This window comes from Pseudomonas sp. RIT409, assembly GCF_003052515.2.
Lineage (GTDB): Bacteria > Pseudomonadota > Gammaproteobacteria > Pseudomonadales > Pseudomonadaceae > Aquipseudomonas.
Genome location: NZ_QARE02000001.1, coordinates 207269 through 231537, shown reverse-complemented (window position 1 = coordinate 231537; position 24269 = coordinate 207269). Strand labels below are relative to the sequence as shown.

Genomic DNA, 24269 nt, shown 5'->3' with positions numbered 1-24269 from the left:
ATTATCCCTGTACAGCATTAATGTTTTGCTTTTGTTCGGATTATTCACCATACAGCACTGCTTTACACTGTTCGCCAGCCCTTCCATTACCAAATCGTTGGAGAAAATGAATGATCAAGTCACGTGCCGCTGTTGCATTCGCACCTAACGAGCCGCTGCAAATTGTCGAGGTGGACGTCGAAGCGCCGAAAGCGGGCGAGGTGTTGATCCGTACCGTCGCGTCGGGCGTTTGCCACACCGACGCTTACACCCTGTCCGGTGCTGACTCTGAAGGCGTATTCCCTTGCATCCTCGGTCACGAAGGTGGCGGCATCGTTGAAGCGGTAGGTGAGGGCGTCACTTCCGTGGCGGTGGGCGACCACGTCATTCCGCTGTACACCGCCGAGTGCCGCGAGTGCAAATTCTGCAAATCCGGCAAGACAAACCTATGCCAGAAAGTCCGCGCGACCCAAGGCAAGGGCCTGATGCCTGACGGCACCACCCGTTTCAGCTACAACGGCCAGCCCATTTACCACTACATGGGCTGCTCGACCTTCTCTGAGTACTCCGTGGTGGCCGAAGTCTCTTTGGCGAAAGTCCCGAAAGCGGCGCCCCTGGAAAAGATCTGCTTGCTCGGTTGCGGAGTGACCACCGGTATCGGTGCGGTGCTGAATACCGCCAAAGTGGAAGAGGGCGCGACCGTTGCCATCTTCGGTCTGGGTGGCATCGGCCTGGCCGCGATCATCGGCGCGAAAATGGCCAAGGCCTCGCGCATCATCGCCATCGACATCAACCCATCGAAATTCGATGTGGCCCGTGAGCTGGGTGCCACTGATTTCGTCAACCCGAAAGACCACACCAAGCCAATTCAGGATGTCATCGTCGAGCTGACCGATGGCGGCGTGGACTACAGCTTCGAGTGCATCGGCAACGTGCAGTTGATGCGCGCAGCGCTTGAGTGCTGCCACAAAGGTTGGGGCGAGTCGGTCATCATCGGCGTCGCACCTGCCGGTCAGGAAATCTCGACTCGCCCATTCCAGTTGGTCACCGGTCGCGTCTGGCGCGGTTCGGCATTCGGTGGCGTCAAAGGCCGCACCGAGCTGCCAAGCTACGTGGAGAAAGCACAGAAAGGCGAGATCCCGCTGGACACCTTCATCACCCACACCATGGGCCTGGACAAGATCAACGAAGCTTTTGATCTGATGCACGAAGGCAAGAGCATTCGTTCTGTCATTCACTTCTAAAAAGCGGCGACAAGTCACGAGCTGCGAGCTGCAAGACCTCTTGCAGCTGGCGGCTTGAAGCTGATCGCTGGGAGGAACGACCATGAGTCTTGAAAATCTTTCGTGCCAGAAAAGCTTCGGCGGCTGGCATAAACGTTACAAACATCACTCCGATGTGCTGGGTTGCGACATGGTATTCGCGGTTTATCTACCGCCACAGGCCGAGCGGGGTGGAAAGTTGCCAGTGGTCTACTGGCTGTCGGGCCTGACCTGCACGGACGAGAACTTCATGCAGAAGGCCGGGGCTCAGCGCATCGCAGCAGAGCTCGGGCTGATCATCGTCGCACCGGACACCAGCCCGCGTGGGCCGGACGTGCCGGGCGACCCGGACAACGCCTATGACTTCGGCCTTGGCGCAGGTTTTTACCTCAATGCCACCCAACAGCCCTGGGCGCGGCACTATCGCATGTATGACTACGTGGTCAGCGAACTGCCCGCCTTGATCGAAGCCCATTTTCCGGCGTCGGACAAACGCAGTATCAGCGGTCACTCAATGGGTGGCCATGGCGCATTGGTCTGTGCCTTGCGCAATCCAGGGCGCTACTCGTCGGTTTCGGCGTTTTCGCCGATCAGTAACCCGATGGATTGCCCGTGGGGCCAGAAAGCCTTTTCCCGCTATCTGGGGGAAGATCGTTCCCGTTGGCGTGAGTGGGATGCCAGCGTGCTGATTGCGGAGGCGCCTGAGCGGCTGCCTCTGTTGGTGGATCAAGGTGATCGCGACGACTTCCTTGCCCAGCAGCTCAAACCCGAAGCGTTGGTGCAGGCGACCAAAGCCGTGGGCCATCCGCTGGAGCTGCGGATGCAGCCGGGTTACGACCACAGCTACTACTTCATTGCCAGCTTCATCGAAGACCACCTCCGCTATCATGCGGTGGCGCTGGCAGGCTGATGAATTGACCCACGCGCTCAATTGAGTGCCAGCAGGTCCTAATGGCCGACAAAGCAGGTAGAATCACGCCCTGACTTTTTCAGGGCGTTTTTTTATGCGTATTGGCCACGGCTATGATGTGCACCGTTTCGCTGAGGGCGATTTCATTACCTTGGGAGGTGTGCGCATTGCACACACGTTCGGTCTGCTCGCACATTCCGATGGCGATGTCCTGCTGCACGCGCTGAGCGATGCCTTGTTGGGCGCTGCGGCGCTGGGCGACATCGGCAAGCATTTCCCGGATACCGACCCGAAATTCAAGGGCGCAGACAGTCGGGCGCTGCTGCGCCATGTCCTTGAACAGGTCAGGATCAAAGGCTGGAAGGTCGGCAACGTCGATGCCACCATCGTGGCCCAGGCACCCAAGATGGCCCCCCACATCGAGGCCATGCGGGCATTGATCGCAGAAGATCTGCAAGTCGGGATCGATCAGGTCAACGTCAAGGCCACCACCACCGAAAAATTGGGTTTTACCGGACGTGAAGAAGGCATCGCGGTTCACGCCGTGGCGTTGTTGATCGCCGCATGACCGAACTCGAACTATTGGGCCCGCGCGCCTGGGGCGATGCGTTGGGCACGGCGGTCCTCAAGGCCACTGCCGAAGACTTCCAGGTCGACGAAGTGCTGGACATTCCTCTCTCGGGGGAAGGCGAGCATCTCTGGCTCTGGGTCGAAAAGCGCGGCCTCAACACCGAAGAGGCGGCACGGCGCCTGGCCAGAGCTGCCGGTGTCCCGTTGCGGACCATTGCCTACGCCGGATTGAAGGACCGCCAGGCCCTGACTCGGCAGTGGTTCAGCATTCAGTTGCCGGGCAAGGCCGATCCGGACCTGTCGGCCGCTGAAAACGACAGCCTGACCATTCTTGAACGCAAGCGTCACAAGCGCAAATTGCAGCGCGGTGCCCATTCGGCCAACGGCTTCACGCTGCGCCTGACACAACTGCAAGCCGACAAGCGCGCCATCGACGCGCGTCTTGAGGCGATCAGGCAGGAGGGTATCCCCAACTATTTCGGCGCCCAACGCTTTGGTTTCAATGGCGGCAACGTTGTCGAAGCGCGCCACTATGCCGAACGTCAAGCGCTGCCTGAACAGCGCAATGTGCGTTCCCGGCTGCTGTCCGCGGCTCGCAGTCATGTATTCAATCAAGTGCTCGCGGCTCGGGTGGCGGACGGAAGCTGGCAGCGCGCTCAGGTCGGTGATTTACTCGCCTTCACGGACAGCCGCAGCTTTTTTCCGGCAGGCGAGGCCGAGTGCAACGATCCGCGGTTGGCCATTCTGGACCTGCACCCTACGGGACCCCTATGGGGGCAGGGCGATTCTCCAGCCACAGGTGTGACGGCCGAGCTGGAAAACAGCATCGCTCAACGTGAAGCGCAGCTGTGTAACTGGTTGATTAGGGCGGGAATGGAACACGAACGTCGCATCCTGCGACTGCCCATCGGGCGGCTGTCGTGGCATTATCCCGAGCCTGACATTCTGCAACTGGAATTCGTCCTGCCCGCCGGCTGTTTCGCTACCGTCCTGGTGCGTGAACTGATCGATCTGGCGTCCGCAGGACAGACGGACAGCTCATGCGTATTCTGATTTCAAATGATGACGGGGTCTCGGCACCCGGCCTCGCTGCGCTCTACGGTGCGCTAGCGGACTATGCCGAGTGTGCGGTCATCGCACCCGATCAAGACAGGAGCGGTGCCAGCAGTTCGCTGACATTGGATCGGCCACTGCATCCTCGTTGGCTGGACAACGGGTTCATCAGTCTCAATGGCACTCCGACCGATTGCGTACACCTGGGCATTCATGGGCTTCTGGAGCAGGAACCTGAAATGGTGGTGTCCGGCATCAACATGGGTGCGAACCTGGGCGACGACGTGCTGTATTCGGGTACCGTTGCCGCGGCGCTGGAAGGGCGCTTCCTGCAGCGTCCGTCGTTTGCTTTTTCATTTTTGTCGCGCCAAGTCGATAACCTGGCCACGGCCGCGCATTTCGCGCGCACGCTGGTCGAAGCCCACGAGCAACTCGACCTGCCGCCACGCACGGTACTGAACGTGAATATTCCTAATCTGCCGCTCGAGCATGTGCGGGGCATTCAGCTGACGCGCCTGGGCCATCGCACCCGCGCAGCCGCACCGGTTCGCGTCGTCGACCCCCGGGGCCGCGCCGGATACTGGATTGCCGCTGCCGGCGACGCCGAGGATGGCGGCCCGGGAACGGACTTTCACGCCGTGCTGCAAGGGTATGTATCGGTGACACCGCTGCAACTGGATCGAACCTATCAGGACGGTTTCAAAAGCCTGAACGCATGGCTGGAGGGAATGGCCTGATGTCGCGTGAACAAGATGACCTGCTGCGACGGGGTGTGGGGTTCACCTCGCAGCGTACTCGCGAGCGCCTGATCCAGCGGTTGTACGAAGAGGGGATCAGTAACACACACGTGCTCGATGTCATTCGCAAGACGCCCCGGCACCTCTTTGTCGATGAAGCGCTGGCGCACCGAGCTTACGAAGACACCGCCCTGCCCATTGGCAACAACCAAACCATCTCCCAGCCCTACATGGTCGCCCGGATGAGCGAGTTGCTGCTGGCGGCCGGCCCGCTGGACAAGGTGCTGGAAATCGGCACCGGTTCCGGCTACCAGACGGCGGTCTTGGCGCAGTTGGTGGAGCGGGTGTTTTCAGTGGAGCGCATCAAGGTGCTTCAGGATCGCGCCAAGGAGCGGCTGACCGAACTCAACCTGCGCAACATGGTGTTCCGCTGGGGCGATGGCTGGGAGGGCTGGCCTGCGCTGGCTCCCTACAATGGCATCATCGTCACGGCCGTGGCCACGGATGTGCCCCAGGCGTTGCTGGATCAACTGGCACCTGGTGGGCGTCTGGTCATCCCGGTTGGGGCGGGGGAAGTTCAGCAATTGATGTTGATCATTCGCGAGGAACACGGGTTCTCACGTCATGTATTGGGCGCCGTACGATTCGTGCCACTGCTCAACGGCCCGTTGGCTTGAACGCTGATTTACGTTCGCAATGAATTCCGGCAGACGTCGCCGGTCTACAGGCTGGCGATTTGCGATGAGGATTTCGCCTCGCCAACGTTTAGCGTTGTGAACGGATTTGTAACCCGTTTTTTCGTAGCTGCCGGTCATGATCGAGACACAATAGGCAGCTTTAATTCAGTCACCGGTAAAGGGAGTGGCGGGTGAGTCTCACAGTCATTCGGCAGCGTACGTCTTCAACAAGTTTTCCACGTCTGGTGATTGGCATTGCCCTGAGTGTCCTTTTGGTTGGCTGCTCCAGCACGCCGTCAAGCGGTGTGCGCGTTGTTGATCGCAATGGCAAGCCTGCTGCGCCTGTCCGCCAGCCGGTCACGACCGGGCAATACGTGGTCAAGCGGGGTGACACACTGTTCTCCATCGCCTTCCGTTATGGGTGGGACTGGAAAGCCCTGGCAGCCCGCAACAATATTCCCGAGCCCTACACGATCCACGTCGGCCAGGCGATTCGCTTCGACGGTCGATCGAGTGCGGCCCCAGCGGCTGTAGCGGCCTCGCCAGTCGTGGCTGCGCCCGCATCTTCCGGCAGTTCGAGTTCATCTTCCTCAGGGTCGATCAAGACGACAGTGATCACCCGGCCGGTCGGGACGCCTTCAACTGGGTCGGCAGGGCCTGCGACTGCGCCTGTTACCACGCCCGTCAACACTCCAGTGGTCGCTGGGGCGCGCTCTCCAAGCGGTTGGGCATGGCCGACGAGTGGCATGTTGATCAGTAAATTTTCTTCAAACGGTAGTTTGAATAAAGGCATTGATATCGCCGGTGATTTGGGACAGCCTGTTTTGGCCGCGTCTGATGGTTCAGTGGTGTACGCCGGAAGTGGATTAAGGGGCTACGGCGAGTTAGTGATCATCAAACACAGCGATACCTACGTCAGTGCTTACGGTCATAACCGCAGGCTGTTGGTACGGGAGGGGCAACAGGTCAAGGCAGGGCAGGCAATTGCCGAGATGGGGTCCACGGGGACTGACCGGGTCAAGTTGCATTTTGAAATCCGCCGTCAGGGTAAACCGGTCGATCCACTGGAATTCTTGCCGCGTCGTTGATCGGTTACCAGCCTGTCCTGCCGTAGAGGGGACAGGCTCAAGTGATGCCAGGGAAAAGGGCGCCACTGGAGCTTGAGGTCGAACTCATGAAAGGACTACAACAATGGCTCTCAACAAAGAAGTGCCGGAGTTTGACATAGACGATGAAGTGCTTCTGATGGAGCATGGGATCGTCCTGGATTCTGCAACGGATGAGAAGCCAGCAACACCTTCCGTTCGTTCGAAGATCAAGAACTCCACAACACTCAAGCAGCATAAATACATCGACTACACGCGGGCGCTGGACGCCACGCAGCTGTACCTCAACGAAATCGGTTTTTCTCCCCTGCTGTCCCCGGAAGAAGAAGTGCATTTTGCGCGTTTGTCGCAGAAGGGCGATCCGGCCGGGCGCAAACGCATGATTGAGAGCAACTTGCGACTGGTGGTGAAAATCGCTCGGCGGTATGTCAACCGTGGCTTGTCGTTGCTGGACCTGATCGAAGAGGGCAACCTGGGCCTGATCCGGGCCGTCGAAAAATTCGATCCTGAACGTGGCTTCCGTTTCTCTACCTATGCGACGTGGTGGATCCGCCAGACCATCGAACGCGCCATCATGAATCAGACGCGGACCATCCGCTTGCCGATTCACGTCGTCAAGGAGTTGAACGTCTACCTGCGCGCCGCGCGAGAATTGACGCAAAAGCTCGATCATGAACCGTCCCCTGAAGAGATCGCCAATCTCCTTGAGAAGCCTGTGGGCGAGGTCAAGCGCATGCTCGGTCTCAACGAGCGGGTGTCCTCCGTGGACGTATCGCTCGGGCCGGATTCCGACAAGACGTTGCTCGACACATTGACCGATGATCGTCCAACCGATCCCTGTGAACTGCTGCAAGACGACGACCTTTCCCAGAGCATCGATCAATGGCTATCGGAACTGACCGACAAGCAGCGTGAAGTGGTCGTGCGACGCTTCGGTCTGCGAGGCCATGAAAGCAGTACGCTGGAAGACGTCGGGCTCGAGATCGGCCTGACGCGAGAGCGCGTTCGGCAAATTCAGGTCGAGGGGTTGAAACGACTGCGGGAAATCCTCGAGAAGAACGGTCTTTCGAGCGAGTCTCTGTTTCAGTAATTGCCGTTTGCGGCATCGCTAATCGTTCTATGACGTCAACCGTGGGCCCCGGTCAGTCGGGGCCTTTTCGTGTCCGTGATGTGAGTCAAATGTCGTTAACGCCGGGCTTGAAACCTGTTCTGTAGATGTCGGTTTTAATTCCTTGCTCAGCGGTCATTTTCACTAACTTCGGTTGTAGGACATTGCGTACAGATGATGTCGGAAATCCTGCTTATTACGAATGGTTAATGTGCGCTACGCACGGAGATTAAGTTTATCCTATTGAAATTCATGCGTTTTATTCTGGTAAAACTTAAAGCGCCTTAAACTTTTTGAAAATTCCGCGCTATTGCTCTGCTCCGGTAAATCACTAATATCAGAACTGTGCCGACGGATTGGCACAGGCGGTCAAGGAAGACTGCTTCAGGGACATCGCAGGACGCGATTCATCAGGATGATGACAAAGGACTAAAGGGATTAAGGAAAAAATGTGGGCGGGGCTATCCCGCCCCTTTTTTCATCCGCGTCACCCAAGCGGGCGTGGTACCAGAAACGCAAAAAGGCCTCGAGAGGCCTTTTTGCGTTTCCCAACCTGGAATCAACGCTCCAAGTCGGCGATCTTGCCTGGCTTGCCATCCCATTCTTCAGCATCTGGCAGTGCGTCTTTGCGCTCGGTGATGTTCGGCCAGATGTCTGCGAGTTCGGCGTTCAGCTCGATGAAGTTCTCCATGCCGGCAGGGATCTCGTCTTCCGAGAAGATCGCTTGCGCAGGGCATTCAGGCTCGCACAGTGCGCAGTCAATGCACTCATCCGGGTGAATCACCAGGAAGTTCGGGCCTTCGTAGAAGCAGTCCACCGGACAGACTTCTACGCAGTCGGTGTACTTGCACTTGATGCAGTTGTCGGTGACGACGAAGGTCATTTCTAATTTTCTCCTCAGGCGGCGGCAGCAGAGCCCCTCACGTCAGGGTTGCTCAGTCGGGAACGTCCCGGCCATTCTGAACACCGACTGCACAGTCCATGCCGAGAGGCAGAAAGATGTGGCATCGGTTCGCGGTGTTCGAGCGCGGCTCGGTTGTTTAGGCCAGGCTATTGGCCTCACCGTTCCCAAACCGCGCGGGATTCTATCAGCTTGTTACAGATACCGTTAGATCCGGTTTTGCAGTCCATATAACCATTCGATTGCTTGACGTGGGGTCATGTCATCGATCTTGAGCTTCGACAGTTCCTCCAGCACAGGGTGAGGCAGTGTGGCGAACAGGTCTGCCTGTTGCGGTACGGCTGCCTTGCCTGGCTTCGGTTTAGGCGTTTCATGGGGAAGGCTGGTGGTTTCCAGACGCTGCAAATGTTCCTTGGCCCGGCTGATCACCTTGCCTGGAACCCCTGCCAACTGGGCGACGGCGAGGCCATAGCTCTGGCTGGCCGGGCCTGGTAACACCCGGTGCAGAAACACGATACGTTCGTTGTGCTCGGTCGCGTTCAGGTGCACGTTGGCCACCAGCGGCTCGGTTTCCGGCAGTACGGTCAATTCGAAGTAGTGTGTGGCGAACAGGGTATAAGCGCGCAGCTGGGCGAGACATTCTGCCGCAGCCCAGGCCAGCGAAAGGCCGTCGAACGTACTGGTGCCGCGTCCGACCTCGTCCATCAGCACCAGGCTTTTGTCCGTGGCGTTGTGCAGGATATTGGCCGTCTCGCTCATCTCCACCATAAAAGTCGAGCGGCCACCGGCCAGATCATCGCTGGAACCGATCCGGGTGAAGATGCGGTCCACCAATGACAACTCGCAACGGGCGGCAGGCACGAAACTGCCGATATGAGCGAGCAATACGATCAGTGCGGTCTGACGCATGTAGGTGGATTTACCGCCCATGTTCGGACCGGTGATCACTAGCATGCGCGTGTTGTCGTTCAGGTCCAGATCGTTGGCCACAAAGGGCGAAGACAGCACTTGCTCGACCACCGGGTGGCGTCCTTGCTCGATGCGCATGCAAGGTTCGTCGGTAAACTGCGGACGATTGAGGTCCAGGTTCAGCGCCCGCTCGGCCAGGTTGCTCAGCACATCGAGCTCTGCCAGGGCGGCCGCGGTGTCCTGCAGGGGGGCCAGATGGTTGATGAGGTCTTCGAGCAACTGTTCGTACAGCATCTTCTCCCGCGCCAGCGCGCGGCTTTTCGCAGAAAGCGCCTTGTCCTCGAACTCTTTCAGCTCCGGGGTGATGAAGCGCTCGGCGCCCTTGAGGGTTTGGCGCCGGATGTAGTCGGCAGGCGCTTGCTCAGCCTGCTTGCTGGGCAACTCAATGAAATAGCCGTGGACGCGGTTGTAGCCGACCTTGAGGTTGGCGAGCCCCGTCCGGGCCTTCTCGCGGGCTTCGAGATCGATGAGAAATTGCCCAGCGTTTTCGCTCAGCGACAGCAACTCATCGAGTTCGGCGTCGTAACCGGTCTTCAATACGCCGCCATCGCGAATGACCGCAGGCGGGTTATCAATGATCGCCCGCTGCAGCAGATCAGCCAGTTCCGGGTAGGTGCTGGCAGTTTTGGCCAGTTGCTGAATGTGGGGCGCTTCGAGTTCGCTCAATGCCCGCTGCAGCTCCGGGAGCGCACCGAGGGCGTCACGCAAGCGTGCCAAGTCACGAGGGCGGGCATTACGCAACCCGATCCGCGCCAGAATCCGCTCGATGTCGCCGATTTCCTTGAGCTGCGGCTGGAGGCTCTCGAAACGATAGCGCTCCAGGAAGCAACTGATCGATTCCTGACGCGCCTGCAACACCTTCAAATCGCGCAACGGCCGGTTCAACCAACGGGTCAATAGCCGCGTGGCCATCGCGGTCTGACAGCGGTCCATGACCGATTGCAACGTGTTGTCCCGACCGCCCGACAAGTTGGTGTCCAGTTCCAGATTTCGGCGGCTGGCACCGTCGAGGATGACGGTGTCATCCATGCGTTCGTGGCGCAGGCTGCGCAAGTGAGGCAGGGCGGTGCGCTGGGTTTCCTTGGCATAGCCCAGCAGGCAGCCCGCGGCGCCGATGGCGAGAGTCAGAGTCTCGCAACCGAACCCCTTGAGGTCCTGGGTCGCGAACTGCTGGCAAAGGCTTTTGTGCGCCGAATCGCGCTCGAAATCCCACGGCGCGCGGCGGCGCGAGCCACGGCGCTTCTCGGCCGGGAGGCCTTGCGGCCAGTCGTCCGGAATCAATAGCTCTGCAGGGTTCAACCGGTCCAGCTCCGCCAGCAGGTTTTCCCAGCCTTTGATTTCCTGCACCGTGAAATTACCACTGGTGATGTCCAGAACTGCCAGGCCGAACAGGCGTTCGTCCCCCAGTACGGCGGCGATCAGGTTGTCACGACGCTCATCGAGCAGCGCTTCGTCGCTGACCGTCCCCGGCGTAATGATGCGCACCACCTGACGTTCCACAGGCCCTTTGCTGGTCGCCGGATCGCCGATCTGCTCACAGATGACCACTGACTCGCCCAGTTTCACCAGCTTGGCCAGATAGCCCTCCGCCGCATGGTACGGAATGCCACACATCGGGATGCTCTGCCCTGCCGACTGTCCGCGCGCAGTGAGGGTGATGTCCAGCAGTTTGGCGGCTTTTTTCGCGTCCTCGTAGAAAATCTCGTAGAAGTCGCCCATGCGGTAGAACATCAACTGGTCTGGATGCTGATTCTTCAGCTTCCAATATTGTTGCATCATGGGGGTGTGCGAAGAGAGATCGGAAATTGCTTTATTCATCAGTGGCTTAGGCAAATTCGTTAGAAGATTGGGGCAAATGGAGGACGCTGCGTGGAGCCCCCCCTACGTGAGCCGACGTCAGATCCGATTGCTTTTGCGATGGGCGCAAGGTTACCACGCGTGTTTGCCGGCCGCCGAGTGCGCAGATTCGTCACGGTTCGTTTCCAGATCGACACAAGACGCCAAGAGCTGTCTAGGCTGTGCAGCAGCTGCCCCATTCCGGGTACGCCTATCGATAAAAAGGACTTTTACATGCGACGCAAACGTGCAAGGGATTCGACCAACGGGCGCTTCATTACCCTCGACGAAGCACGGCAGCGGCCTCGAGAGACCGTCATCGAGACGGTCAAGAAGCCCTGCCCCGAAAAGAAACCATCCAGATAAACAGAAGCGCGGCTGTGGGCAAGCCGCGCTTCGCCTTGCGCATCGGTCACGCTCGTGTAGCGTGTGCTCATTGTCCGAATCAAGCGGAGTGCATTTTGTGGACGACCTAACTCAACTGGCTAAAACCCTGGGTGAGCGTCTTCTCGCCGTCCAGGCTCAGGTCAGCACCGCCGAGTCCTGTACCGGTGGAGGGATTGCCGAAGCCATCACTCGCATCCCGGGCAGTTCGGCCTGGTTCGAGGCCGGTTACGTGACGTATTCCAATCGTCAGAAGACCCGACAACTGGACGTCTCCCCGGCGCTCTTCGATCAGGTCGGTGCGGTCAGCCGGGAGGTGGTCGAGGCCATGGCCCGAGGTGCTCAGGCCAGGAGCGACGCGAAATTTTCGGTCGCCGTCAGCGGCGTAGCGGGTCCTGACGGTGGTTCGGCGCAGAAGCCAGTGGGCACCGTTTGGGTTTGCTGGGCCGCTGCCGAACATCGGTTCGCGCACCGTTACCAGTTCGACGGTGATCGCGATGCCGTACGCCGACAAACGGTGAAGGCCGCGCTAGAGGGGCTGATCCGGCTCACTCGTGGAGAAATACCGAATCAGGGGTAGGCGCGCGCTCAACCCTGTGGAATAATACTGTTCACTTATACAGTTAAATCGGCCGTGAGGCCTAACCGATCACGAGAGGACTTCAATGGACGACAACAAGAAGAAAGCCTTGGCTGCGGCCTTGGGTCAGATCGAACGTCAGTTCGGCAAAGGCGCTGTCATGCGCATGGGCGACCATGACCGCCAGGCTATTCCCGCTATTTCCACCGGCTCTCTGGGGCTCGATATCGCGCTGGGTATTGGCGGCCTGCCAAAAGGCCGGATCGTCGAGATCTACGGTCCTGAGTCTTCCGGTAAAACCACCATGACCCTATCGGTCATCGCTGAAGCTCAGAAGCAGGGCGCGACTTGTGCATTCGTCGACGCCGAGCACGCCCTTGATCCGGAGTACGCCGGCAAGCTGGGTGTCAACGTCGATGACTTGCTCGTCTCGCAGCCCGACACCGGTGAGCAGGCCCTGGAAATCACCGACATGCTGGTGCGCTCCAATGCCATCGACGTGATCGTCGTCGACTCCGTGGCTGCGCTGGTTCCGAAGGCCGAGATCGAGGGTGAAATGGGCGACATGCACGTCGGCCTCCAGGCCCGTCTGATGTCGCAGGCACTGCGTAAGATCACCGGTAACATCAAGAACGCCAACTGCCTGGTCATCTTCATCAACCAGATCCGCATGAAGATCGGCGTCATGTTCGGCAGCCCGGAAACCACTACCGGTGGTAACGCGCTGAAGTTCTATGCCTCGGTCCGCCTGGACATTCGCCGTACAGGTGCGGTCAAGGACGGTGACGAGGTGGTCGGCAGTGAAACCCGCGTCAAGGTCGTAAAAAACAAGGTATCACCTCCGTTCCGTCAGGCTGAATTCCAGATCCTTTACGGCAAGGGCATCTACCGCAACGGCGAGATCATCGATCTGGGCGTGCTGCATGGCTTGCTGGAAAAATCCGGTGCCTGGTACAGCTATCAGGGCAATAAGATCGGTCAAGGTAAGGCTAACTCGGCGAAGTTCCTTCAAGACAATCCGGAAATCGGTGCGACTCTGGAGAAGCAGATCCGAGAAAAACTGCTGGCCACCTCGCCAGGTGTCAAAGCTCAATCGTCTCGCGTTGCCGAAGATGATGTGGCCGAAGTCGAAGACGCCGACATCTGATCGAAGTCATGCCGCTAGAACTGGATACGCCCGTCGCTGTTCGGCGTACTGCAATGGACCTGCTCGCGCGTCGCGAGCATGGTCGAGTCGAGCTGACGCGCAAACTGCGTCAGCGCGGCGCTCCTCCTGAATTGATAGAGGCTGCTCTTGACCGCTTGACGGAAGAAGGGCTGCTTTCTGAATCTCGATACCTTGAAAGCTTTGTTTCGTATCGTGCCCGCTCAGGGTATGGGCCTTTGCGCATTCGCGAAGAGCTCGGGCAAAGAGGGCTGCAACGTTCGGACATCGAACAGGCGCTTCGCGAGTGTGGTATCGACTGGCGGGAAAAACTGGAAGAGTCCTGGCGGCGCAAGTTCTCTGGGCAATTTCCGAAAGATGCCCGTGAGCGAGGGCAGCAAATGCGCTTTTTGAGCTATCGAGGGTTTCCTCCTGAACTGATCGGCCGGTTGCTGAGTGGCAAAGGCGCTTACGACGACTGACGGTGGTTCGCACCTTCGGCAAGAAGGCCGACAGCAGCGGCGGATGGATCGCTCGCTGCCCCGGCATCTCTTGCTGTCATAAGCAAGCTTCAGTTGGTATTCAGTGTCTCCCGCTCACGAGCGGTTGGAGGCTGTAAAGGTTTCGCCCAGTTTTCGCTTTGGTTGAGGTAGTCGACCAAGGCACGCAGTCGACCGTGGTCGCGTCCGTTGAACTTGAACGCCAAGCGGGTGAGATGGCTGAACTGCTCATCATCGTATTCATCTTGATGGCTGTATTGCTTGAAGTCCTCGCTCAGGCACACATCGGCAAACCCCCGCTGCAGGTTCAGTAAGGCGGTCTCGCTAAGCGCGTGATGCATGCGAATCACGAACGTGTTTTTCAACCAGCGGCTCGAATGGAAGTTGCTGTAGAAGTGGTTGATCTCATCGACCGCTTCATCAGCGCTGTGCACCAGTTTCAGCAGGTTCAGGTCAGTAGGCAAAATGTAGCGGTTGCCTTCCAGCTCCTGCTTGATGAAATTCAGCGCACCCTCCCAGAAGGTCCCCTCCGGTGTATCCAGCAGGACGATGGGAACCAGGGGGCTTTTTCCTGTCTGGATCAAGGTCAGCACCTCCAGCGCTTCGTCCAGCGTACCGAAACCGCCAGGGCACAGTACTAGCGCATCCGCCTCCTTGACGAAGAACAATTTGCGCGTGAAGAAGAAATGGAAGGGCAGCAGGTTGCCGGTGCCGTCGACGGTGGCATTGGCGTGTTGTTCGAAGGGCAGGGTGATATTGAAGCCCAAGCTGTGATCCAACCCTGCGCCTTCGTGCGCGGCCGCCATGATCCCACCACCGGCACCGGTGATGACCATCAGGTCGGAGGCCGCGAGCTTCATTCCCAGCTCGCGGGCGAGCGCGTACAGGGGGTGCTCGATAGGTGTCCGTGCCGATCCGAAGACCGTGACCTTGCGACGGCCACGGAACTGTTCGAGCACCCGGAACGCGTTGTCCAGTTCGCGTAACGCTTGCAGAACGATTTTCGCATTCCAGCGATTTCGATCGTCCTGAGCCATGCGCAGCACGGTCAGCATCATGTCGCGGTAGAGCGGAAGGTTAGGGCTGTCAGGGGCGAGGAGCGCGAGCTGTGCTTCGACCTGGCGTGTGAGGTCCAGCCCATTGCTTTGAAAGTGACGCGACAGCGCGTCATTGGGTACGTAAGGCATTCAGACTTTCTCCTTGTGCAGAATCATCGACCCTGGCATTCATCACAGGATCACGACGCTTCATGCGTCGCTGCCGATCGCCTTTGCAGGCGCGCTACAGATACGGGGTGGCGATAAAAGATACGCCACGCTGATTCTGCTTATGTCCTTGGTTGGAAAGAAAAACATTGATCGTAAAGACAACGACAGGCAACCCCCCCTTTGCCTTGGATGCGTGACGAAACGTGACTGTTCGCTGAAAACTTCATGGCTTGATGATGTGCCCGATGCCTTTGGCTGGCAACGGCTCTTTGCACATCGCTATGAATGTTGCACGTTCAGGCGATTGCAATGTGGCCAGAGGGGTCGATTGACTGATGGCGGTGGCCAACGACGACAGATTGATCGGTAGGGGCGCTCAAGCAACAAGGGCTGCGCGCTGGAAATGACGCAGCCGCCGCTTGGGGGACTGGTTTACTTCTTCTTGGCAGGTTGCTGCGCAGCGCAGTCGGCAGCGGTCAGTTGCTGAGTGGTGATTGGGCGATTGGTCTTGTATTCCCTGAACTCGTAACGTAACACCGCGCCCTTGGCCAGCAATTGGCGGAAGCCAGGATTGCGGCAAACGCTGGTGCCCAATTGGCGCCCCATCAGCTCGGGGTTGTCCCGCATCTGTTGCGCTTGCCCGGCCTGCACGCTGAGGTGGTTGATCAGGATGCGACCGTTGACGGTGTAGCCTTCGTCAAGGATGTCTTCGCTGATGGCGTTCGGTTTGCCGACGTTGCTTTTCGCCGCGACTTGTTCCAGCTCTTTATTCAGTTCGTAGTCCTGCTTGGATGCCGCTTGGGCGCACAGCGGAGCGACGAGCAAAAGCGTGAGGGCGGGGGCGATGAGGCGCAGCATTGGATTCTCCTGGGGCAGTGAACGTCGTTGGACCGGTGGCCGGCACGGGCGTTCACCGATGACTGGGACTTTCAAGGCCGAGCAGTATAGGTGAGTCGCCTTGGCGGACACCAGTGAACCGGGCACCTCTGGTAGACTGCGCCGACTTTTCCACTGCCGGATGTTCGTCTTGCTGTTGCCTTATCGTCGCTCCGTTCCCGTGCCTGGGGGAATTGCCCCATGAGCCATGCCGTCTCGCGTCTGCGCGCCGAACGACTGGCTCGCAGCACGAAACCCTTTATCGCCCGAGGGTCACGTGCTCCGAGATGCTCAGGCTGTCGGGTCATCGAAAGCTACTGCCTTTGCCAATGGCGGCCAACGGTCGAGGCAAAGTCGGCTGTCTGTCTGCTGATGCATGACACCGAACCGCTCAAACCGACCAACACAGGCTGGCTGATCGCCGATGTCATTCGGGACACCGAGGCGTTCGGTTGGTCTCGGACCGAGGTGGACGAGAAGCTGCCAGCGCTGCTGGAAGACCCTCAATGGCAGCCTTACATCGTGTTTCCCGGTGAGTTCGTGGCAGATGAGCGGGTGGTCAGCGAAGTGCAACTGGCGCCCGGCAAACGACCGCTCTTCATTTTGCTCGACGCGACCTGGCCGGAAGCCCGCAAGATGTTTCGCAAGAGCCCGTATCTGGATCGGCTGCCGGTGCTCAGTCTGGCGCCCGAGCAGATGTCCCGCTATCGCTTGCGCCGTTCCAAGCGCGACGATCACTTCTGTACCGCGGAAGTCGCCGCGTTGTGCCTGGAGCTAGCGGGCGATCAGCAGGCGGCAGCCGTACTGGACGCCTACCTGGATGTCTTTAGCGCCCACTACCTGGGCGCCAAGTATCAGTTACCGATTGATCCGAATGATGCAGCGCACCGGTATTTGACGGCGTTTCTATAAATACTGCCGGGGGAAACGCCTGCGCATGCCGTACTTCGCGACACCCGAACCTTTCACCAGCCCTTTGCTTTGCGCGGCCACAGTTGCGCCAACAGCATCCCGGCCAGCATCAGCGTGCAGCCGATGTACCCGCGCAACTGCAGGGCTTCGCCGAGAATCCAAGCGCCGACGATGGCAGCGAACACAGCTTCCAGGGACAGGATGATCGCCGCATGGGAGGCAATCGCGTCTTTTTGTGCGACGACTTGCAAGGTGTATCCAATGCCCACAGCGACCACGCCGCCGTAGAGCAGGGCAGGGCCGGCGGCGATGATCGCCCGGAGGATGATCGGCTCGAAGATCAGTGCCAGAATCAGGCTCACCACCGAACATGTCACGAACTGCAGAAATGCCAGGCGGATCGGATCGTGCCGTCCAGCGAATAGGCTGACCAGGATCACATGCCCGCCCCAGACAAAGGCGCCTATCAGTTGCAGCCAGTCGCCGCGTGACACTTCGAAGTGGTCGCCCACGCTGAGCAAGAACATCCCCGACACCGCCAGCAGGCAGCCGAGCCAAGTGCCCATTCCAGTCTTGTGGCCGAGCAACAGGCCCAGAAGCGGAACTACAATCACGTACAGCCCGGTGATGAAGCCTGAGTGGGTGACGCTGGTGAACAGCAGGCCGACTTGCTGCAGATTAATGCCCAGCGCCAAGGCGACTCCCATCACCACACCGCCTCGCAACAGGCCCGGAGTGAATAGAGGTTCAGTGCGCGCTGCGTTGCCCGGCCGGCGCAGCATCAATGGCAACAGGCAGATCGACCCCAATGCGAAACGCAGCCCGGAATACAGGTAGGGACCGACATGGTCCATACCGGCGGTCTGCGCGACGAAGCCGCTGCCCCAGATAAAGGCGGTGAGCAGCATGAGCAGGTCTGCTCGCAGGGCGTGTTTTCGCATGATGGGCCTCGGCGTTATCGGGGCCGCGAACTTTGCCGCAAAGCGGCAGGCTTGACCACCCCGCCTTCGCTGGGCATTCTTGGCGCCGCGAGAATGCCTGAACGCCGCCATCTGTCTGCATCGGCACGAGGGTTTGCGTCAGATTGACGCATCGTGGAGGCCGGCATCCAAATGCCCTCGCGAGCGCCGAACGCCTCCGCGCTCATTCATCAACAGGATCATGACATGACCTACGAAATCCTGATCGCCGATGACCATCCCCTTTTTCGTGGCGCGTTGCGTCAGGCTTTGAGCCTGGGCCTGGGACCCGATGTCCGCCTGGCCGAGGCCGAGAGCATTGCCGATCTGGAAGACCGGCTGACGCAGAAGTCGGACTGGGATCTGGTCCTTCTGGATCTCAACATGCCGGGAGCCTACGGTTTTTCGGGATTGGTGTTGCTGCGCGGTCAATACCCTCAGGTCCCGGTCATGATGGTGTCGGCGCAGGAAGAGGCGTCGGTGGTGGTCAAATCTCGCGAGTTCGGCGCCAGTGGCTTCATCCCGAAGTCCAGCTCGCTGGAAACCATTCAGGAGGCGGTGCGCAAGGTCTTGAACGGGGATGTGTGGTGGCCGGCGCAGGTCAATGAGCGTATCAGCGTGTCGGCCGAGGCCAAGGCGGCCAGCGAAGGCCTGGCGAGCCTTACGCCTCAGCAGTTCCGCGTTCTGACCATGGTCTGTGAAGGCCTGCTCAACAAACAGATTGCATACGAACTGAATGTCTCGGAAGCCACGATCAAGGCCCATGTGACGGCGATCTTCCGTAAACTCAACGTGCGCACCCGAACGCAGGCTGCGCTGTTGCTGCAGCAGCTTGAGTCGATTTCGCCGACTGGCTGAGCCCGGCGCATTTTCCGGGCTTACATCGGCGGCTCTTCACACTTTTTTGACCGCTGTTGCACTAGCCTCCACCCCTTTCATTTTTCAGTAGTTTCTTTATGACGTCGCCTTTCAAGGGCCAGACCGGCCTCAAACGTATCCTTAACGCTTCCGGCTATTCACTCGACGGTTTGAAGGCGGCCTTCCAAGGCGAGGCGGCTTTTCGTCAATTGGTCCTCCTCAACGTCATCCTGATTCCCGTGTCGTTTCTGTTCCACGTCAGCCGCGCAGAGCGGGCGATCCTGGTCGCTGTTTGTCTGCTGGCGTTGATCGTGGAGTTGCTGAATTCGGCGATTGAAGCGGCGATCGACCGGATCTCCCTCGACCGGCACCCGCTGTCCAAGAATGCCAAGGACATGGGCAGCGCTGCCCAATTCGTGGCGCTGAGCATGATTGCAGTGGTCTGGGCACTGATTCTGTTGGGGTAAGGCTCGGTGCGGAATGCGCTGCCCTATGGCGGTTGAGTAGGCACGCTCGATGCGAACCCGGGTGCGCTTGACGTCAGGCAATGCTCGGCAGCACGATCTCGTCGCTGCGGCGCACACCTGCCGTCAATGACCGGCACAGTTCGAGAAATTCGCGAATGGCGTTGGTCTGGTACTTCTGCTTGTGCCAGATGAAGTAAAACTGCCGCGTCAGGTCCAGCTCCGGCGTTTCCACGGCCACCAGGCTCCCTCGGCGAAAGGCATCGCGCAACGCCAGCCGGGAAATGCAGCCAATCCCCAGACCCGACTCCACCGCGCGTTTGATCGCTTCGGTGTGCTCCAGCTCCAGGCGCACGTTCAGGCTGTTGAGATGGTGCCGCATCGCCTGGTCGAAGGTCAGTCGCGTGCCGGATCCCTGTTCCCTGAGAATCCACGCCTCGTGGGTCAGCTCCTGCAATGTGGCCTGGCCACGCTTGGCGAGCGGATGCTGGGGCGCGCAGAACACGACCAGCTCGTCCTCGACCCAAGTCTGCACTTCGATGTCGGGGTGGCCGCAGTCGCCCTCGATCAACCCCAGGTCGATCTCGTAGTGCGCCACCTGCTGAACGATGTTGGCCGTGTTTTGCACATGTAACTTCACATGGCTTTCGGGATGGCGCTGCATGAAGTTGCCAATCAGCAAGGTCGCCAGGTAGTTGCCGATGGTCAGCGTAGCGCCCACGGCCAGCGAGCCGAATCCTGACTTGCCATTGAGCAGGTCTTCGATTTCCTTGGCCTGATCGAGAAGGGCAACGGCCTGCGGCAACAGCTGGCGGCCGGTGGCGTTCAGGCTTAGCCGTTTACCCGCACGATCGAACAGTTGGCAGCTGGATTGCCGCTCGAGTTCGGTCAATGACGTGCTGGCCGCCGATTGCGACAAAGACAGCTGCACGGCTGCCCTGGAAACGCTTTCCTGCTGGGCGACGGCGACGAAAACCTGCAACTGGCGGAGAGTAAATCGCATATCTATATAACCGATAACCCATATCTTGATAATTCAGTTAACAGATATTGTGTCTGCCACTAGAATGTCGCGCAATGGCGCTTTCACTGGCGCATGCAAATTTTCAGGAGTTCCCACGTACCATGAGCAACATGAATCACGAGCGTGTCCTCAGCGTTCATCACTGGAACGACACACTCTTCAGTTTCAAGTGCACCCGTGATCCAGGCCTGCGTTTCGAGAACGGTCAGTTCGTCATGATCGGTCTGCAGCAGCCAAACGGGCGCCCGCTCATGCGTGCCTATTCCATCGCCAGCCCGAACTGGGAAGAGCACCTGGAGTTCTTCAGCATCAAGGTGCCGGATGGCCCGCTGACGTCCCAGCTGCAACACCTCAAGGAAGGCGACGAGATCATCATCAGCAAAAAGCCGACCGGCACCCTGGTGCTGGACGACCTCAAGCCTGGCAAGCACCTGTATCTGCTGAGCACTGGCACGGGCCTGGCCCCCTTCATGAGTGTCATCCAGGACCCGGAAACCTATGAGCGTTTCGAAAAGGTCATCCTGTGCCACGGCGTGCGGTACGTGAATGAGGTCGCGTATCGCGAATTCATCACCGAACACCTGCCGCAGAACGAATTCTTCGGCGAAGCCCTGCGGGACAAGCTGATCTACTACCCGACCGTCACTCGCGAGCCGTTCGAAAACGAAGGCCGTCTGACGGACCTGATGCGCAGCGGAAAGTTGTTCCGCGACATCGGGCTGCCGCCGATCAACCCTCAGGATGACCGCGCCATGCTCTGCGGCAGCCCGAGCATGCTCGACGAAACCAGCGAAGTGCTGAACAGCTTCGGTCTGACCGTTTCGCCCCGTATGCGCGAGCCGGGTGATTACCTGATCGAGCGCGCGTTCGTCGAGAAGTAATCCCCCCTGCCTGCCTGCCGGCAAGAGCAGGCTTCGAATCCGACCCCGTCGTGGACGACCGCCTCGCTCAGTGAATGCGCGGGCTGGTTGCCCGCGATCGAGTCAGTACAGGCACCGGTTTTCCGAGGTCTGAAAAAAACCGCCTGGAGGTCACGGACCAGGCGGTTTTTTTGTCGGCGGAGAAAGGGTCGCGCGCCTGGCTTCAGCGAACCGGCTGAGACCATTGGAGGAAGCCAAAGCTCTGTGCCGGTCTAGCTTTCGGAGAGAACCACCTCAAGCACCCTGATTTGCCCGGCTTGCGGATAATGCCAGCGCACATCCACATCCCAGAACCGTGCCCCATAGCGTCGATCGGGTGCGGGTTGCTGATAGGCGGGCCGGGGGTCCTGGGCAAGGCACTGTTCGATCAGTTCGACCAACGGCTCGTTCAAGCGCAACGCATGGTCCCGCGCCTGTTGCAGAGCGGCGTCGCCCCATGCGACCGGAATGAGTTCAGGCGCCGCCGCCGCCATGTCATTGCGTGCCTCGGGAATGATGTCGGCGTAGGGCACATAAGGTTTGACGTCCAGCACGGGGGTGCCGTCCAGTAAGTCGATCCCCGACAGCCACAGGCGATCGGCCTCGACCCTCTCCAGCTTGACCACGGATTGGCCGATCCCGTTGGGCCGGTGGGTGGCGCGGGTGGCGAACACCCCCATGGCCTGATTCCCGCCCAGGCGCGGAGGGCGCACCTTGAGGCGAGGGGTGGCCTCCAGCGCTTCGTGGAACAGGAACAGCAACCAGACATGGCTGACATGTTCCAGCCCTTGCACCGCCTCGCCTTGATCGAAAGGCGCCACCAGTTCAAGAACGCCGCGGGCCGCCGGTGCCAGGCTCGGTTGGCGGGGGATGGCGAACTTTTCCTTGAAGCAGGAGCGGACGAAACCAATGGGTGAGACGCTGTAGGTCTGGTTCATCTCAAGGCCGAAAGATTCAACCGCGAATGCGCAGGGTCAGGCCACGCAGGAAGTTGCGCAGCAATTGTTCGCCGCAAGGGCGGTAATTGTTGTGGCCCGGTTTGCGGAACAACGCGCTGAGCTCGGGTTTGGAGATGGGAAAATCGGACGCCTGAAGGATGGCGAGCAAGTCTTCTTCCTTGAGCTCGAACGCCACCCGCAGTTTCTTGAGGATGATGTTGTTGGTCATGGGCAGCTCGATCGACAGCGAGGGACGGGTTTCATCCTTGCCCCGCTTGAAGAACACCAGCCCGTCGAGGAAGTACGCCAGGACTTCGTCGCTGCACGGCTCGAAGCCGTCCTCTTCTTCCTTTTTCGTGTAGGCGATGACCTGTGCCTTGGTGGTTTCAAGGCCGCCGAGTCGGATGATGTCCGCCAACTTGCCATCGCTGATATCCAGCGTATAGCGAATGCTGCGCAGTACGTCGTTGTTCATCATGATGCATGTGTCCTGATCAATCGGTGCAAGCACGCGCAACCCAGTGCGCCGTGCCCAAAGCGGGGGGTTAAAACTTTTCCTTGTCGGTCATATAGCGCCATTGTCCCTCGGGCACTTTGCCGATGGACACGCCGCCGACCCGAATCCGCCGCATGGAGAGGATCTTGAGCCCCACCGCTTCGCAAAGCTGGGCGATGACGCCGGGCTGTGGATTCTTCATGGCGAAGCGCAGGCGCGTCTCGTTCTGCCAACTGGCTTTGACTTTAGGCAATTCCTTGCCCTTATGCATCAGGCCGTGGTTCAGGCGATTGAGACCATGAGGCGCCATCTGGCCGTCGACCTCCACGACATATTCCTGTTCGATCTTGCTGCGGTCGTCGGTGAGCTTGCGCAGAACTTTCCAGTCCTGGCTGAACACCATCAGCCCGCTGGCGTTGGCCTGGAGGGTCGAAATCGCTTCCTGCCTGAGGAAGTGGCCCTTGAGCGGGCGCGTGCCAACGCTGTGCTCCGCCGAAAGAGAGGCCGGGGAAACAAGCTGCAGGGCCGCTTCAGCGCTCATGCCGGCAGGCACGTTAAGTAGGAGGGTCACCGCCTCCGGTTTTTCGGCACGTGCGCCGGGCATCAGCGCAACGGCTTGTTTATCGACTTTGAACTGCGGCTCGTCGATCACAACGCCATCCACGGTGACCCAACCCCCCTCGATGAACAGCTCGGCCTCGCGGCGGGAGCAGCCGACGAGTTCGATGAGGCGTTTGGAAAGGCGAACGGGGTCAGTCATGAGAAAAGCCGTGGGGAAGGAAAAGGTGCCTATTGTACCCATGCATCCACCGTTAATCGCGGCAACATTGAAAATGACCGGCCGATGGGCCTCCATTCGAGGGATTTTCCAGGGGCGACTCATGTCTGCTCTTGATTCCTACCTTGTCTGGAGCATTCACATGACCAAATGGCTACCCGCATTGCTGATGAGCGTCAGCCTGCCTTTACTGGCGGCTCAGACGCCGTCCTACGGGCCGCAACTGGAAGGCTTTCAATACCCGTTCCCGGCGCAGAATTTCAGCTTCGAATCCCAGGGCAAGCCTGTGCAGATGGGCTACATGGACATCAAGCCCAGCGGCGCGCCGAACGGTCGCAGCGTGGTGATGCTGCATGGCAAGAATTTCTGCGGGGCCACATGGGAGGGCAGCATCAAGGCGCTGACGGCGGCGGGATACCGCGTCGTAGCGCCGGACCAGATCGGCTTCTGCCGCTCCAGCAAGCCTGCCGATTACTCGTACACCTTCGAACAACTGGCGCAAAATACCGAGGCGCTGCTGACCCATCTGGGTATTGATCATGTGACGGTGATCGGTCATTCCATGGGCGGCATGCTGGCCACTCGGTTTGCCCTGATGTACCCGGACAAGGTCGACCAGTTGCTGCTCGTCAACCCCATCGGCCTTGAAGACTGGAAGGCCAAGGGCGTTCCGGACCGCAGCTTCGAGGAGTGGTACGCACGCGAGTTGAAGACCAGTGCCCAGAGCATTCGCAAGTATCAGCAATCGACGTACTACGCCAACGAGTGGCGCCCGGAATTCGATCATTGGGTCGACATGCAGGCGGGCATGTTCAACGGCACGGGCAAGGAAGAAGTGGCCCGCGCATCGGCGCAGACCTACGGCATGATCTTCAATCAGCCTGTGTTCTATGACTTCGAGAAGCTGAAGATGCCGACCGTGCTGTTCATCGGTCAGAAAGACAACACTGCCATCGCCAAGGACGCGGCTCCTGAAACACTTCGCAAGACCTTGGGCAATTATCCGGAACTCGGAAAGGCCGTTGCCCGGCGCATACCTCAGGCGACCCTCATCGAATTTGCGGGGCTGGGCCATGCGCCGCAGATTCAGGACCCGCAGCAGTTCAATCGCGTCTTGCTCGAAAGCCTCGAACGCTAACGC

Annotated in this window: 25 protein-coding genes; 16 read left to right on the top strand and 9 right to left on the bottom strand. The window is 59.3% G+C overall.

Annotated features, from left to right (window positions below; translation table 11 throughout):
• The first annotated feature begins 110 nt into the window (after window positions 1-110).
• The 8 genes from DBP26_RS01005 to rpoS all read left to right on the top strand — a co-directional run bounded on the left by DBP26_RS01005 (window position 111) and on the right by rpoS (window position 7384).
• A complete protein-coding gene (locus DBP26_RS01005) occupies window positions 111-1223 on the top strand; it encodes an S-(hydroxymethyl)glutathione dehydrogenase/class III alcohol dehydrogenase (protein WP_108235741.1) in 1113 nt (370 codons plus the stop codon).
• A gap of 82 nt (window positions 1224-1305) precedes the next feature.
• Window positions 1306-2151, top strand: a complete 846-nt coding sequence (gene fghA, locus DBP26_RS01000; protein WP_108235740.1) for an S-formylglutathione hydrolase — start codon at window positions 1306-1308, stop codon at window positions 2149-2151.
• Window positions 2152-2245: 94 nt separating this feature from the next.
• Window positions 2246-2719, top strand: a complete 474-nt coding sequence (gene ispF, locus DBP26_RS00995) for a 2-C-methyl-D-erythritol 2,4-cyclodiphosphate synthase (RefSeq protein WP_108235739.1) — start codon at window positions 2246-2248, stop codon at window positions 2717-2719.
• Window positions 2716-3774 carry a tRNA pseudouridine(13) synthase TruD gene (gene truD, locus DBP26_RS00990; protein WP_108235738.1) on the top strand — a complete coding sequence of 353 codons (1059 nt, stop codon included), beginning with the start codon at window positions 2716-2718 and terminating at the stop codon, window positions 3772-3774. Before ispF ends, truD begins: the two co-directional genes overlap by 4 nt.
• The gene (surE, locus tag DBP26_RS00985) at window positions 3762-4511 is read left to right on the top strand and encodes a 5'/3'-nucleotidase SurE (protein ID WP_108235737.1); all 750 of its coding nucleotides are present in this window, start codon (window positions 3762-3764) and stop codon (window positions 4509-4511) included. The genes truD and surE overlap by 13 nt, the downstream gene beginning before the upstream one ends.
• Window positions 4511-5188, top strand: a complete 678-nt coding sequence (locus tag DBP26_RS00980; protein ID WP_108235736.1) for a protein-L-isoaspartate(D-aspartate) O-methyltransferase — start codon at window positions 4511-4513, stop codon at window positions 5186-5188. The genes surE and DBP26_RS00980 overlap by 1 nt, the downstream gene beginning before the upstream one ends.
• A 191-nt stretch (window positions 5189-5379) precedes the next feature.
• Window positions 5380-6276: a peptidoglycan DD-metalloendopeptidase family protein gene (locus tag DBP26_RS00975; RefSeq protein ID WP_108235735.1), complete on the top strand. Its 897-nt coding sequence runs from the start codon at window positions 5380-5382 to the stop codon at window positions 6274-6276.
• A gap of 103 nt (window positions 6277-6379) precedes the next feature.
• Entirely contained in the window at window positions 6380-7384 is a 1005-nt protein-coding gene (gene rpoS, locus DBP26_RS00970) for an RNA polymerase sigma factor RpoS (RefSeq protein ID WP_108235734.1), read from the top strand.
• A gap of 577 nt (window positions 7385-7961) precedes the next feature.
• On the opposite strand, the gene fdxA is transcribed toward rpoS, so the two are convergent.
• Together fdxA and mutS are read right to left on the bottom strand one after the other, a co-directional pair.
• Entirely contained in the window at window positions 7962-8285 is a 324-nt protein-coding gene (fdxA, locus tag DBP26_RS00965; protein ID WP_108235733.1) for a ferredoxin FdxA, read from the bottom strand.
• Window positions 8286-8510: 225 nt separating this feature from the next.
• Window positions 8511-11078 carry a DNA mismatch repair protein MutS gene (gene mutS / locus DBP26_RS00960; protein ID WP_177410985.1) on the bottom strand — a complete coding sequence of 856 codons (2568 nt, stop codon included), beginning with the start codon at window positions 11076-11078 and terminating at the stop codon, window positions 8511-8513.
• A 493-nt stretch (window positions 11079-11571) separates the two neighbouring features.
• Between mutS and DBP26_RS00950 the strand changes: the two genes are divergently transcribed.
• The 3 genes from DBP26_RS00950 to recX all read left to right on the top strand — a co-directional run bounded on the left by DBP26_RS00950 (window position 11572) and on the right by recX (window position 13698).
• A complete protein-coding gene (locus DBP26_RS00950; RefSeq protein WP_108235730.1) occupies window positions 11572-12072 on the top strand; it encodes a CinA family protein in 501 nt (166 codons plus the stop codon).
• 85 nt (window positions 12073-12157) lie between these two features.
• Window positions 12158-13219, top strand: a complete 1062-nt coding sequence (gene recA / locus DBP26_RS00945; protein WP_108235729.1) for a recombinase RecA — start codon at window positions 12158-12160, stop codon at window positions 13217-13219.
• 8 nt (window positions 13220-13227) lie between these two features.
• Window positions 13228-13698 (top strand): recombination regulator RecX, encoded by a 471-nt coding sequence (gene recX, locus DBP26_RS00940; protein WP_108235728.1) that lies wholly within the window; start codon window positions 13228-13230, stop codon window positions 13696-13698.
• Window positions 13699-13787: 89 nt separating this feature from the next.
• Here recX and DBP26_RS00935 read toward each other — a convergent pair whose 3' ends face one another.
• Complete coding sequence (locus DBP26_RS00935; RefSeq protein ID WP_108235727.1) at window positions 13788-14903, bottom strand: LOG family protein; 1116 nt, start codon at window positions 14901-14903, stop codon at window positions 13788-13790.
• Between the two features lie 453 nt (window positions 14904-15356).
• Complete coding sequence (locus tag DBP26_RS00930) at window positions 15357-15782, bottom strand: PA3611 family quorum-sensing-regulated virulence factor (RefSeq protein ID WP_108235726.1); 426 nt, start codon at window positions 15780-15782, stop codon at window positions 15357-15359.
• A 219-nt stretch (window positions 15783-16001) separates the two neighbouring features.
• On the opposite strand from DBP26_RS00930, the gene DBP26_RS00925 reads away from it, so the two are divergent.
• Complete coding sequence (locus tag DBP26_RS00925) at window positions 16002-16712, top strand: tRNA-uridine aminocarboxypropyltransferase (protein ID WP_108235725.1); 711 nt, start codon at window positions 16002-16004, stop codon at window positions 16710-16712.
• A 53-nt stretch (window positions 16713-16765) separates the two neighbouring features.
• Here DBP26_RS00925 and DBP26_RS00920 read toward each other — a convergent pair whose 3' ends face one another.
• On the bottom strand, window positions 16766-17653 hold the full coding sequence (locus DBP26_RS00920; RefSeq protein ID WP_108235724.1) for a DMT family transporter: 888 nt from the start codon (window positions 17651-17653) through the stop codon (window positions 16766-16768).
• A 225-nt stretch (window positions 17654-17878) separates the two neighbouring features.
• Here DBP26_RS00920 and erdR point away from each other — a divergent pair, with 225 nt between their 5' ends.
• A complete protein-coding gene (gene erdR, locus DBP26_RS00915; RefSeq protein WP_108236034.1) occupies window positions 17879-18529 on the top strand; it encodes a response regulator transcription factor ErdR in 651 nt (216 codons plus the stop codon).
• A gap of 98 nt (window positions 18530-18627) precedes the next feature.
• Window positions 18628-18996, top strand: a complete 369-nt coding sequence (locus DBP26_RS00910; RefSeq protein ID WP_108235723.1) for a diacylglycerol kinase — start codon at window positions 18628-18630, stop codon at window positions 18994-18996.
• Between the two features lie 73 nt (window positions 18997-19069).
• Here the strand turns inward: DBP26_RS00910 and DBP26_RS00905 are convergent, their stop codons facing one another.
• Complete coding sequence (locus tag DBP26_RS00905; protein WP_108235722.1) at window positions 19070-19996, bottom strand: LysR family transcriptional regulator; 927 nt, start codon at window positions 19994-19996, stop codon at window positions 19070-19072.
• Window positions 19997-20118: 122 nt separating this feature from the next.
• Between DBP26_RS00905 and fpr the strand changes: the two genes are divergently transcribed.
• On the top strand, window positions 20119-20898 hold the full coding sequence (gene fpr, locus DBP26_RS00900) for a ferredoxin-NADP reductase (RefSeq protein ID WP_003184787.1): 780 nt from the start codon (window positions 20119-20121) through the stop codon (window positions 20896-20898).
• 251 nt (window positions 20899-21149) lie between these two features.
• Here fpr and tsaA read toward each other — a convergent pair whose 3' ends face one another.
• From tsaA to DBP26_RS00885, 3 genes are all read right to left on the bottom strand, one after another.
• Complete coding sequence (gene tsaA / locus DBP26_RS00895; protein WP_108235721.1) at window positions 21150-21854, bottom strand: tRNA (N6-threonylcarbamoyladenosine(37)-N6)-methyltransferase TrmO; 705 nt, start codon at window positions 21852-21854, stop codon at window positions 21150-21152.
• A gap of 16 nt (window positions 21855-21870) precedes the next feature.
• A complete protein-coding gene (locus tag DBP26_RS00890; RefSeq protein WP_108235720.1) occupies window positions 21871-22332 on the bottom strand; it encodes a DUF1456 family protein in 462 nt (153 codons plus the stop codon).
• Between the two features lie 67 nt (window positions 22333-22399).
• Window positions 22400-23110 carry an rRNA pseudouridine synthase gene (locus tag DBP26_RS00885; RefSeq protein ID WP_108236033.1) on the bottom strand — a complete coding sequence of 237 codons (711 nt, stop codon included), beginning with the start codon at window positions 23108-23110 and terminating at the stop codon, window positions 22400-22402.
• A gap of 121 nt (window positions 23111-23231) precedes the next feature.
• Between DBP26_RS00885 and DBP26_RS00880 the strand changes: the two genes are divergently transcribed.
• A complete protein-coding gene (locus DBP26_RS00880; protein WP_256600412.1) occupies window positions 23232-24266 on the top strand; it encodes an alpha/beta hydrolase in 1035 nt (344 codons plus the stop codon).
• Window positions 24267-24269 lie beyond the last annotated feature (3 nt).